Annotated in this window: 9 protein-coding genes; 5 read left to right on the top strand and 4 right to left on the bottom strand. The window is 38.8% G+C overall.

All coding sequences use genetic code 11. From position 1 onward, the window contains the following. Positions 1 to 85: 85 nt before the first annotated feature. Positions 86 to 601 (bottom strand): VanZ family protein, encoded by a 516-nt coding sequence (locus tag Q0L68_RS09530; protein WP_296702170.1) that lies wholly within the window; start codon positions 599 to 601, stop codon positions 86 to 88. Between the two features lie 73 nt (positions 602 to 674). Continuing rightward, a complete protein-coding gene (locus tag Q0L68_RS09525) occupies positions 675 to 1541 on the bottom strand; it encodes a LysR family transcriptional regulator (RefSeq protein WP_296702168.1) in 867 nt (288 codons plus the stop codon). 99 nt (positions 1542 to 1640) lie between these two features. Between Q0L68_RS09525 and hutH the strand changes: the two genes are divergently transcribed. The 5 genes from hutH (at position 1641) to Q0L68_RS09500 (ending at position 8541) form a co-directional block, all read left to right on the top strand. Then, positions 1641 to 3206, top strand: a complete 1566-nt coding sequence (hutH, locus tag Q0L68_RS09520; RefSeq protein ID WP_296702165.1) for a histidine ammonia-lyase — start codon at positions 1641 to 1643, stop codon at positions 3204 to 3206. A 6-nt stretch (positions 3207 to 3212) separates the two neighbouring features. Beyond that, positions 3213 to 4448, top strand: a complete 1236-nt coding sequence (gene hutI, locus Q0L68_RS09515) for an imidazolonepropionase (protein ID WP_296702162.1) — start codon at positions 3213 to 3215, stop codon at positions 4446 to 4448. 148 nt (positions 4449 to 4596) lie between these two features. After that, positions 4597 to 6597 carry a urocanate hydratase gene (locus tag Q0L68_RS09510; protein WP_296702160.1) on the top strand — a complete coding sequence of 667 codons (2001 nt, stop codon included), beginning with the start codon at positions 4597 to 4599 and terminating at the stop codon, positions 6595 to 6597. A 7-nt stretch (positions 6598 to 6604) separates the two neighbouring features. Next, complete coding sequence (hutG, locus tag Q0L68_RS09505) at positions 6605 to 7567, top strand: formimidoylglutamase (RefSeq protein WP_296702158.1); 963 nt, start codon at positions 6605 to 6607, stop codon at positions 7565 to 7567. 152 nt (positions 7568 to 7719) lie between these two features. Next, positions 7720 to 8541, top strand: coding sequence for a mechanosensitive ion channel domain-containing protein (locus tag Q0L68_RS09500; protein WP_296702156.1), 822 nt, complete (start codon positions 7720 to 7722; stop codon positions 8539 to 8541). A 141-nt stretch (positions 8542 to 8682) separates the two neighbouring features. Here Q0L68_RS09500 and araD1 read toward each other — a convergent pair whose 3' ends face one another. Next, positions 8683 to 9705, bottom strand: coding sequence for an AraD1 family protein (gene araD1, locus Q0L68_RS09495; protein ID WP_296702154.1), 1023 nt, complete (start codon positions 9703 to 9705; stop codon positions 8683 to 8685). Between the two features lie 30 nt (positions 9706 to 9735). After that, a complete protein-coding gene (locus Q0L68_RS09490) occupies positions 9736 to 12681 on the bottom strand; it encodes an FAD-binding and (Fe-S)-binding domain-containing protein (protein ID WP_296702152.1) in 2946 nt (981 codons plus the stop codon). Positions 12682 to 12978 lie beyond the last annotated feature (297 nt).

The raw sequence follows: 12978 nt of genomic DNA, 5'->3' as shown, positions 1-12978 counted from the left end.
TTGGACCACAATCCCTTTTCAAACTGCATCCTACATTTTGTCTTTTTGGAATCCACTTTTACGGAATTCAAAAACCAAATTATCCTCATTGATACTTAATTGGTAACATATTTAATTTCAGTAAAATAAGTAGCAATACAATTGCTATGGTCCCGATACCCGCGATGCTATTGAAAAAATTTTGGGTCTGGTCTCGGTTTGAAATTAGTTTTTCCCCTGCCAAAAAGAGTAAATACCCTATGATTCCGCCAGTGGTATTAGTCAGTAAGTCAGTGATATCGAATGTTCCAATTTTTAAACAATACTGCAGTCCTTCCAGAATCAAGCTGACAAGAAAAAAGGAAAGTAGCTTTAAAAACAGACTTTTTTCTTTGAGTAAAATTCCCAAATAAATTCCCAATGGAACAAAAATGACCACATTCAGAATAATTTCCATCGTACTATAATAGCCATTTGAAAAAAGGATAAGGTTTAATTTCCTTTCTTCCATATAAGAGAATTGAACTCCAAGCTTGAATAAAATGATCCAGCCCAAAACCACCAGATAAATAACCAATAAAATCTTTGTCATCTTGTCTGCGTTGCTATCGCCCTTCCTCATATTATGGTTTGAAATATTTCATTAAATCGTATTTGATGAAAGTATGGATTTGAATGCTTTTTTATCTGTTTTTCTAAAGCAAATGTAGAATCTGCTTCAACGCTGGATTGCGATTCGCTTCTTTCCAGATAGCTGAGAGTTCAGTGAATTGTTGAATATGAGGAATCTCCATAAATCGCACATTCAGTTCATAACCTTTTTTCAAAGAAGTCGGAACAATTGCCACTCCCATTCCATTTTCTACCAATTTGAAAATCGTCAACGCATGCACAGATTTGTGTCTAATCTTTGGAGAAAAGCCTGCATCTCTACAAATGCCAATTATCTGCTCGTAATACAAATTGCTGTAGTCTGAGGAAAAAAGTACAAAAGTCTCCTCATTAAACTGATTCACTGATACAAAATCATGTTCCTGAATCGGGTGATCTTTTGGCACTACCAGCGAAAAACTATCCCGCAAAACCACCTTCATTTCTAGATCACTAGGAACCGAAGCCAAGCGGACAAATCCTAAATCCAGCTTATCTTTTTCAATCATCTCCACTTGCATAGCATTGCTTAACTCCTCCAAACTTGTGCTGATCAAAGGCTGAATGGCATTGAGCTTAGAAAGTAAATCAGGTAAAATCTGGTTAGAAGCCGAACCTAGAAACCCAATCCTTAATTCCCCTATTTTTCCCAAAGCGATCAATTTTAATTGGCTTCTCGTCAAATCCAGATGATTGATCACAAAGTCAACTTCATTTTTAAAATATAATCCGGCGTTAGTTAATTCCACATGCTTTTGATCCCGGTCAAAAAGTTGTACTTCTAGCATTTCTTCCAACTGTTTGATCTGTCTACTCAAACCTGGCTGGGATATAAATAAACGCTCGGCGGCCTTCCGGAAATTCAGTTCCTCTGCCACTGCTTTAAAATAGATTAGATGTCTAAGTTCCATGATACCTTAAAGGTATCACATATTGACAAATATAGTATCAATAATTATCAATCATACTGGGTAATTTTGTATTGCCCCAAAGAATAAAACCCAAATTTTATGGAAACTTTCCATTTCGGTATTGACAGACTCACTGCATCAATGGCCATAAAACTAGCTAGGAAACATGCAACAGGAGTACTAAATGATCAAACCATTTTGAAAGTCAAAGCATCTGCTGACGCTGTTGCAAAGATTGCTTCAGGAGAAAAAGCTGTCTATGGAATCAATACGGGCTTTGGCCCACTTTGCACCAGTAGGATTTCAGAATCAGATACTCGGACATTACAGGAAAATCTCTTAAAAAGTCATGCGGTAGGTTTGGGAGATCCTATCCCCGAAGAAATCTCGAAATTAATGCTGGTTCTTAAAATCCATGCTTTGGCGCAGGGTTTTTCTGGCATCCAACAACATACTCTTGAGCGCATGCTCTGGATGCTGGAAAATGATATTGTTCCTGTAGTCCCAATGCAAGGATCCGTTGGAGCTTCTGGGGATTTGGCTCCTCTATCTCATTTATTTTTGCCTTTGATCGGTTTCGGGAAAGTACATTTTGCTGGGGAAATTGTTCCAAGTTCTAAAGTTTTAGAGCATTTTAATCTTCAACCACTTCATCTTGGTCCTAAAGAAGGACTTGCACTGATCAATGGAACTCAATTCATAGCCGCTTTCGGAGTGAAGGTGGTGGATAGACTTCATAATATTTTGCAGCATGCGGATATTACAGGAGCCATGATGATTGAAGGGTTAATGGGGTCGATAAAACCCTTTTCAGCAGAACTACATCAATTGAGGCCATTTCCTGGAAACAAGCATGTTGCTCAAACTATCTTAAATCTGCTTCATGAATCAGAAATAGTAAACTCTCATGTCAATTGTGCAAGAGTTCAAGACCCCTATTCATTAAGATGTATGCCTCAGGTTCATGGAGCCTCTAGGAATGCATGGCTTCATTTGAAAGATTCCATCGAAACGGAAATCAACTCTGTGACGGATAATCCTGTCGTTTTCGATGAGAATCATACTATCAGCGGAGGAAACTTCCATGGCCAGCCCATTGCCTTGCCATTGGATTATGCCTGTTTGGCTGCTTCCGAAATCGGAAATATTGCCGATAGAAGAATTTATCTTTCCATTGAAGGAGATACTCCGGGTGTACCAAAACTACTTCTGAAAGAAACCGGCTTGAACTCGGGACTAATGATTCCTCAATACACTACAGCAGCTTTAGCATCTGAAAATAAAGGACTTTGCTTCCCTTCCAGTGCAGATAGCATCCCAACATCCCTTGGTCAGGAAGACCATGTGAGTATGGGTTCTATAGGGGCGAGAAAAGCGCTACAGGTAATTGGAAATGTGGAGAAAATCCTGGGAGTTGAATTGTTTTACGCGGCACAAGCCATGGATTTTCATTCCCCAATGAAATCTGGGAAAATCATGTCTGCCATTTATGAACATGTCCGAAGCAAAATAAAGCCAGTAGTATCAGATCGGGTGATGACAGATGATATGGAAATGGCGATCGAAATGATTCAGAGCGGAGAATTGGTGAAAATCGCTCAGGAAGTTGCCAATAAAGAAAACCTAAAGTTTGAAACAGAATGGAGCGAACTATTTAAATTTTAAAATACTATGGATAACTCTCTAAAATTAATAGGCCCATTTCGCCAATTATTGACTTTAGATCACCTACCACTCAAAGGTGCATTGACAGACGATCAACTGGAAATCATTGAACAGGCTGGAATGGTAATCCAAAAAGAAAAAATTCTAACTGTAGGTAAGTTTACCACACTAAAATCCGATTATTCTGAGGCAGAAATCAATGAGTTAAAGGAAGATTTTGTAGCCTTACCGAGTTGGGTAGATTGTCATACGCATATTTGTTTTGGAGGTAGCAGAGCCAAAGATTTTGCAATGAGGAATGCCGGAAAAACTTATCTGGAAATTGCAGAGGCTGGCGGGGGAATCTGGGATACAGTAACCCAAACCAGAAAACTAAGCCTGGAAGAATTGGCACAAAGAACCATCATCAATGCTAATCGCCACCTTCAAGAGGGAGTAACTACTATTGAGGTCAAAAGTGGTTACGGACTAAACCCAGAAGAAGAAATCAAAATGTTGGAGGCCATCAAAAAGGCCGATAGCAAGACAAAAGCTGATTTAATTCCTACATGTCTTGCTGCACATATGAAGCCTAGAGATTTTGAAGGGAATGCTTCAGAATATTTAGAACTTATATCAAATACCCTCCTTCCTCTTTTGAAGAGGAAAAATCTGACTAACCGAGTTGACGCTTTTATTGAGAAAAGTGCTTTTTCACCCCAAGAAATAAACGCATATTTTCTTCATGCAAAAGAGCTGGGATTCGATCTTACAGTTCATGCGGATCAATTTTCGATTGGAGGAACCCAGGTTGCCGTTGAGTTTGAAGCAAAATCAGCGGATCATTTGGAAGCCTCCGGAGATCGGGAAATTGAGCTTATAGCCAAATCTAAAACAATTGCCGTTGCATTACCAGGTGCTTCAATTGGTTTAGGGGTTGCTTTCACGGCAGCTAGAAAAATCCTTGACAAAGGTGGGTCTCTTGCGATTGCAACAGATTGGAACCCAGGATCTGCTCCCATGGGAGATTTAGTTGTTCAAGCATCCATTCTTGCAACTAATGAAAAGCTCAGCACAGCCGAAGTTTTAGCAGGAATTACCTATAGAGCCGCGGCTACATTAAACCTTTCAGACAGAGGTGTTTTGAAAGGAGGAATGTTAGCTGATTTTAATCTATTTCCAACTGAAAGCTATCAAGAAATTCTCTACCAACAAGGCAAACTCAAACCTTCTCAAATTTGGAAAAGAGGAGAAAAGATATGAGACTTTAGACAAAAGATATTGGAATTAATATAGGACACTAAACATTTTGCTCCATAGTGACTTTGCTGTAGATTTTAAAATTTCAATCAAAACCAATTTTTCGATGAGCCATTGCGTCGCCGAGAGATAATCAAACAATTTTAAACCCATGAATTTTCAAGAGCATATAAAACAAGGCATACCTTCAGTACTTCCTTCCAAAAAGAAAAGAAATACAAGTCTTTCTCATGCACCTAAAAGAAAGGAAATTCTAAGTTTAGATGAGAAAAAACTAGCATTGAGAAATGCTCTGAGGTATTTCCCAAAAGACTGGCATCAAGAACTAGCCAATGAATTTTTAGAAGAATTAGAGTCTTTTGGTAGAATCTATATGTATCGATTCCAGCCTGATTACGAAATGAAAGCAAGATCGATTGAGGAGTATCCCGCCAAATCCAGAAAGTCAGCTGCAATTATGTTGATGATCCAAAATAATCTTGACCCAGCAGTGGCACAGCACCCAGATGAATTAATTACCTATGGAGGAAACGGTGCAGTTTTTCAAAATTGGGCACAATACCTTTTGGTCATGAAATACCTTTCTGAGTTGACAGAAGACCAAACCTTGCATATTTATTCTGGGCATCCTATGGGATTATTCCCATCTTCTAAGGAAGCTCCAAGAGTTATTGTCACCAATGGTATGATGATCCCGAATTATTCAAAGCCTGATGATTGGGAAAAATTCAATGCTTTGGGCGTAACCCAATATGGACAAATGACAGCTGGCTCATACATGTATATTGGTCCGCAAGGGATTGTTCATGGAACTACCATCACCGTGATGAATGCGTTTCGAATGAAATTAGAAAAGGGAGATTCGCCAAGTGGAAAGATATTCTTGACAGCTGGATTAGGAGGTATGTCAGGAGCTCAACCAAAAGCGGGAAATATTGCTGGTTGCATCACCATCTGTGCAGAAGTAAACGCTTCCGCTGCTAGAAAGAGATTTGAACAAGAATGGGTAGATGAACTAGTAGAAAATCTAGACGAATTGGTGCTAAGAATCAAGTTAGCAAAAGTAAATAAGGAAGTTGTTTCAATTGCCTTCATCGGAAACATCGTAGACGTTTGGGAGCGGTTTAATGATGAAAATATTTTTGTAGAGATTGGTTCAGACCAAACTTCTTTACACAATCCTTGGGCAGGAGGCTATTATCCTGTTGGGCAATCTTTCGAAGAATCAAATCGAATGATGGCCGATGAGCCGGAACTCTTCAAAGAAAAAGTCCAAGAAACCTTAAGACGGCATGCTGCTGCTATCAATAAACATGTAAAAAAAGGAACCTACTTCTTTGATTATGGAAATGCTTTTTTACTGGAGGCTTCCCGAGCTGGTGCTGATGTTATGGCTGAAAATGGAATTGATTTTAAATACCCGAGTTACGTTCAGGATATTTTAGGTCCTATGTGTTTTGATTATGGATTCGGGCCTTTTAGATGGGTTTGTACTTCAGGGAAATCAGAAGATTTGCAGAAAACTGATAGGATCGCAGCGAAGATTCTAAAGGACATTAAAAAAGAATCTCCCGCTTCTATTCAGCAGCAAATGCAGGATAACATCACATGGATAGAGGAAGCTGGTAAGAATAAACTGGTAGTGGGCTCACAAGCCAGAATCCTGTATGCAGATGCTGAAGGACGCGCTAAAATAGCCAAAGCTTTTAATGACGCTATTCTTTCTGGAGAAATTTCGGCTCCAATTGTTTTGGGAAGAGATCATCATGACGTCAGTGGTACAGATTCACCCTACCGCGAAACGAGCAATATCTATGACGGAAGCAAATACACAGCAGATATGGCAATTCATAATGTCATCGGTGACAGTTTCAGAGGAGCCACATGGGTTTCCATCCATAATGGCGGTGGTGTTGGATGGGGTGAAGTTATCAATGGAGGTTTTGGAATGGTGCTGGATGGCTCAGCTGATGCTGAAAGAAAATTGAAAACCATGCTTTTTTATGATGTAAACAATGGGATTTCCAGGAGAGCTTGGGCGAGAAATTCAGGATCATTGGAAGCAATTCGAAGAGAAATGGAAAGAACTCCAAATTTCAAAGTAACCTTACCAAATCTGGTGGATGATAGTATTTTAGATAAATTGGTATAAAAAAGCAATGAATCCTCTCCTTCAAAATCCAGATGCATCCAATTGGTTTGGAAGAAAGTCAACCGACATAGAATATTGGCATCAGGCCACTATTTCTGTCAATGATTTGAAGCTAGACAACACCAAAGGAAGTCCAAAAGTAGGGATTTTAGGATATGCGGGTGAGGAAGGTGTAATTCGAAATCAAGGTCGATTAGGTACTTCAGAAGCGCCAAAATCTATCCGTAATATGATGGGAAGCTTAGCGTTTCATCTTCCCGAAAAAAGCAGGGTTTTTGATTATGGAGACGTGATTACCTTAGGTGGAGACATGGAATCCAGCCATGATTTGATTGCCGAAACGGTAAAAAAACTACTTGAAACTCATCATTTTCCAGTGATTTTTGGAGGAGGACATGATCTGGCATATGCTCATGCGAGAGGAATTTATAGCTTTCTAAAACCCAAAGAAGAAAAGCTGGGAATTATTAATTTGGATGCTCATTTTGATCTCCGCACTTTTGTTGATGGTAAAGGACATTCAGGCTCGCCTTTCTATCAATTAGCAAAAGAATTTGAAAAGGACTTCAATTATTTGTGTTTGGGAATTCAGAAAGCATCAAACCCAAAATCACTTTTTAAAGCCGCTGAGGAGCTACAAGTAAATTGGATGAGCATAGAAGATTTTCAATTGAGTAATTGGGAATTTATTCAGGAAGAAATAATCAGATTTATAGACTCAGTCAATAAATTGTATGTAAGTATTGATCTTGACGGCTTTTCATCTGCCTTTTCCCCTGGAGTATCCGCTCCCTCACCAATAGGATTCAATCCCGAAATTGCCTTTAAAGTTTTTGAATTAATCGCTTCCAGCAAAAAGCTGATTTCTCTGGACTTAGTTGAGTTAAATCCAAAATATGATCAAGATAATTGTACTGCCAAGCTCGCAGCAAGATGTGCAGAATTTGTGTTGAGAAAGGTTTTCAAATAATATTAACTTAGATCTTTTCCGAAATTTGTACCATGGAGGGATTTCTGATTGATTTTTTTTATAACTAATTAAAAATTAGTGAAATTACTTATGTTATTAAATTCTTTTAATCGAACAACTCAGTGAATGAGTTTTCTTAAACCTCAAATTTTATGGATTTTGATATTTCGAAAATTTTAGATGCAGTTTATCTCTACGCCCCAAAAGTATTGGGAGCTATCGCCACACTTGTAATTGGATTTTGGATAGCAGGCCTTATTTCCAAAAACATTAAAAAAACACTCGAAAAAAGAAATGTAGATAAATCGTTAGCTCCTTTTCTTTTTTCTATGATCAACATCACGTTGAGGCTACTGGTGCTTTTAAGTGCTGCATCGATGTTTGGCTTCGAGGTTACTTCTTTTATCGCCATTTTCAGTGCTCTTGCATTTGCTATTGGTTTGGCCTTACAAGGAAACCTAAGTCATATGGCTGCTGGAATGCTTATTTTGTTTTTTAAACCCTTCCGAGTTGGAGATTTCATAGTAACTAACGGATATTCTGGAACTGTTAAAGAAATTCAGATTTTCAATACGATACTTACAACACTTGATAATAGGAGCATAATCATACCTAATGGAGCAATTTCCTCAAATCCCCTTGAAAATCTAACTGCCAATGAGGTCAGAAAAGTCCCAATGACCTTCGGAATAAGTTACGGAGCAGACATTGACAAAGCTCGTGAAGTTATAGAGAAAGTAGCCGCTTCCTGTGAGTTTATAGACCATTCCCAGCCTGTAGATATTTTGGTTTCAGAATTGGGAGATTCTTCGGTTAATTTTGCAGTTCGACCTTGGTGCAAAACAGAAAATTTTTGGAATGTGCATTTCTACATGCAGGAAAATATTAAGAAGTCATTTGACAAAGCAAATATTGGAATTCCATTTCCTCAGAGAGATGTTCACCACTATTATCCAGAAGGAAACAAAGGGTAATTTCATTTTTATTTAAATTATAATCAAAAAAAAGGCTGGAACTCTAGAGGTCCAGTCTTTTGATATAATGGATTTGAAACTCACTTTTTTCATCCTTCAATTGGGTGATTAATGAAGTAACCTAGATTCTCCCAATATCACTTAATGACATAAAATTTGATTCACACGGATAAACTCCTCTTTTTCCTCCGAAACCTCAATTGAATTAACTAAAGGACGACCCATTCTTTCCCACTCTACTTTCATCTGATCACCTGTTTGCAAGTTTATTCCTGCACCAAAACTAAAGGCCCCAGTTCCAAAAAAGTGTACGTGTACTTGAAGATGCTGACGATGGTCTGGATATTTAAAATGGTGATATTCTAAATTTGCCAAGGAATGGGCCATATTTTCCTCCCCAGTCTTAATAGCAGCTGACCAAAGTTCTTCGTCACCTCGTGATACACTCACTTGTCCATTCAAATCTGAAAAATCCTCAGTGAGAACCAATTCTGGCCCAATGGAGCAATTGCGCAATTTGGAAGGTGCTAGGTAGAGATAATTCTTTTTCTCCATCACATGGTCTGAAAACTCATTCCCAGTAGTAAATCCAATCCGAACCGGTTGACCCTTTCTATCTACAAGGTAAATCCCAGCTATTTCTGGTTCCTCACCGCCATCGTTTCCAAAAGCAGGAACTGTCAATTTCTCTCCGTGACCTTTGAGAATGGCACCTGTACCTTTATAAAACCATTCAGGTTGCACTCCGATTTCCCCATCCTTGGGTTTCCCACCTTCTACTCCCCACTGATACACTTTCATGCTGTCTGTTAACAGATTTTCCGCATCGTTCTGATGCATAACATCTCTATTCATGGCACTATTAAGGTGAGTCAACCCAGTGCCAGTCACAATGCAATTTGAGACGATATCAGGATTGTCAAAAGATGGCAATAGCTTCCATTCGCTTTTTCCATCATAAACAGAATCATACTCAAGCTGATCGGTGGAAAGGTGTTGCTCCAATAAAGAATGAATAGAACCACCCGAGTCAATCGAAGACAATGCCAATTGATAAATAGAAGAAACCTCGTTTAATAATATCAGATAGGGTTCCGATACTACTGCAACCTTCCTTCCCTTTTCGGAGTGAATAAGCTGGACTAGGCGTGTTGGTTCTTCCATTTTAATCTTAGGTTTAATATTATGCATTAGTTATTTATTCAAAGCTTCCCACAAAATCTCAACCGGATGCTTGGCCTTCCTACCTGTTCCATCAGCAATCTGATGTCTACAAGATGTTCCCGGAGCAACAATGATCGTTTCAGAATCTGCTTTTCGAACCGCAGGAAAAAGCACTAACTCTCCTACTTGTTGAGAAACTTCATAATGCTCTGCCTCATATCCAAAACTTCCTGCCATTCCACAGCAACCACTTGGGATAGTTTCTACTGTGTAATTTTTTGGCAAAGACAATATTTTCTGCGTCCAAGTCATCGATGAAAGTGCCTTTTGATGACAATGACCATGAAGTTTGATCTTTTGAGTTTTAGATGAAAAGGATTCGGATTTGATATTGCCAGCTGCAATTTCTTGTGCCAAAAACTCATCAATCAGCTTAACATGAAACTTCAATTTCTTAGCAGAAGCAACTAAATCTGAGGAAACTAATCTCGGATATTCATCTCTAAAACTCAAAATAGCCGATGGCTCCAAACCGATTAAAGGAGTATTCCCATCAATTAGCTTTTCAAAAATCTTGACGTTTGCCTCCGCATGTTTTTTGGCTTTGGGAAGCAGGCCTTTCGAAATTGCAGATCTACCACTTTCCTGATGATCTACTACTTTGACATCATACCCAAGTTTTTTCAAAAGAGAAATAGCCTTTATTCCAATCTGAGTATCATTATGGTTGGTAAACTCATCTACAAAAAAGTAAACTGACTTGATGTTTTTCGCAGCTCCCGGTAAAGAGTCATAATTATTCTTGTACCATTTTCGTAAGCTTATTTTGCTGATCTCAGGAAGATTTCGTTCTGGCGCAACACCCAAAACTGACTTCATCAAGCCTCCAGTGAGGCTATTGCTCAAAAAGAAATTGGCAATTCCAGGTGCGATTGAGCCTAATTCATTTAGCTCATTGATGTGAGCAAAAGCTCTTGATCTCAGGGGAGTACCATTTGATTTTTGGTATTGATATTGGAATTCAGCTTTCAAACTAGCCATATCCACATTCGAAGGACATTCAGAAGTACAGCCTTTGCAGGAAAGACATAGGTCCATTGCTTCCTTGATTTCCGGATGATTAAAAGCATTACCCTTTTTATCCATCGTCAAAAACTCCCGAAGGGTATTTGCTCGACCTCTGGTCGTATCCTTTTCATTTCGGGTTGCCATGTAGCTTGGACACATGGTCCCACCGGAACCTGGAAGTTTCCTACAATCACCAGAACCATTACATTTTTCTGCCAATCGGAGAATTCCTCCAACAGCCGAGAAATCCATTAATGTTTTATGTTCGGGAGTTTTTGCATCTGGAACATATCGTAAAAACTCATTCATTGGAGCGGCATCAACGATTTTTCCTGGATTAAAAATATTATTGGGATCCCAGGTAAATTTCACCTTCCTGAATAGTTCATAATTCTTCTCACCAACCATCAAAGGAATAAAAGCTGCTCTTACTCGCCCATCTCCATGTTCTCCACTCAACGAGCCTTGATATTTCTTTACCAACTCAGCTGATGCTTTTGAAATAGTATAAAACTCGGCCACATCTTTAGACTTCTTCAAATCCAATATCGGACGTAAGTGAATTTCTCCTGCTCCAGCATGAGCATAATGAACTGGCTTTTGATTAAAGCCTTTCATCATTTCGTCCACTTCATCTATATAATCCGCCAAATCGGCAATATCCACAGCAGTATCTTCGATACATGCTACTGCTTTTGGATCTCCCGGGATATTTGCCAAAAGTCCTAAACCTGCAGAACGCAATGACCAAGCAGCGGAAACCATGGCGGGTTCAATGATGGGATATGCATAACCAAGACTATTTCTCTTTAAATCCTCAACCAATGCTTCACCTTTTTCCATAGCTTCTTCTAAGGTCTTTCCTCTGAATTCCACCATCAGCAATGCCTCTGGATCGCCTTCTACGAAATATCGGTTTTTAGAATATTCGATACTTTCTTTGGTGCAGTCCAAAATGATTTTATCCATCAATTCCACGGCGGTTGCAGGATGTTTCATGGCAGTTTGAGAGGCAACCATACTCTGGTGAATAGTCTCAAAATGAGCTGCTACTACTATTTCAATCGGATCAGGCAAAGGATCCAAACTGATTTTTATTTCCGTAGTAAAAGCCAATGTGCCTTCTGAGCCACTTAGGAGTTTACAGAAATTAAATTTTTCTTGCCCTTCAAAAATCTCAGCTTTTAGCAATTCATCGACTGCATAGCCTGTATTTCTTCTATGAATTGATTTCTTTGGGAATTGAGTATGAATTTCTTCTCTCGTCTCGGGATTATTTAATTCATCAAAAACCTGCCGATAAAGCTTTCCTTCCAGCGTTTGCAACCCACATTTACGATCAAAATCATCTTGCGAAATTTCTTCGAATACAGCAGGATTTCCATCACTTAAAATTGTATTTAGAGAAATAACTTTATCTCTGGTAACTCCATAAACAATTGAGGTGGTTCCAGAAGAATTATTGCCTACCATACCACCGATCATCGCGCGATTAGCGGTTGAAGTTATCGGGCTAAAGAAAAGTCCATGAGGTTTTAAAAATCTATTGAGTTCGTCTCTCACCACTCCAGGTTGTACTCGAACCCACCGTTCAGCCACATTTAGTTCCAGTATTTTCGTGAAATGCTTCGATACATCAACCACGATCCCATTGCCAACACACTGACCTGAAAGTGAAGTACCCGCCGTCCGAGGAATTAAAGAAGATGCATTTTCGGTAGCAAATTGAATCAGTTTCTGGATATCTGATTCGGTTTTTGGAAAAGCTACTGCCAAAGGCATCTCACGATAAACTGAAGCATCTGTGGCATATAGGGTTTTTGTTAGAGAATCGAATTGTAAATCCCCATCCAATTGGTCGGAAAGCTTTTGCAACAAAGGCAGTAGGTTAGGCTGGTTTAAACTCATGTTCAAAAATAGCTTTCTACCTTGATTAAAGAAAAGCTCTAGAAACAAATAAAAGCATGATTATAAAACCATTGCCTGAAAAATTAAAATTATAATACCCTGATTAGAATTCTTTGGATTTGAAAAATGTGAGATTCCCTCTTTTATTTGTACAAACCAGCAATCATACTCATGTTCTTCCTCCTTTCGCAATTCCTAAGTTTTTTGGTAATGCCCTTGACGATAGTAATGATCCTACTCATTTCCGGAATTATTTTCATCAAAAGGAAATGGGGAAAAAGAGCATTATGGGCTGGC

Source organism: Algoriphagus sp. (genome assembly GCF_024642405.1).
GTDB lineage: Bacteria > Bacteroidota > Bacteroidia > Cytophagales > Cyclobacteriaceae > Algoriphagus.
The sequence above is the reverse complement of the archived record's forward strand: the minus strand, read 5'-3'. Positions and strand labels throughout refer to the sequence as shown.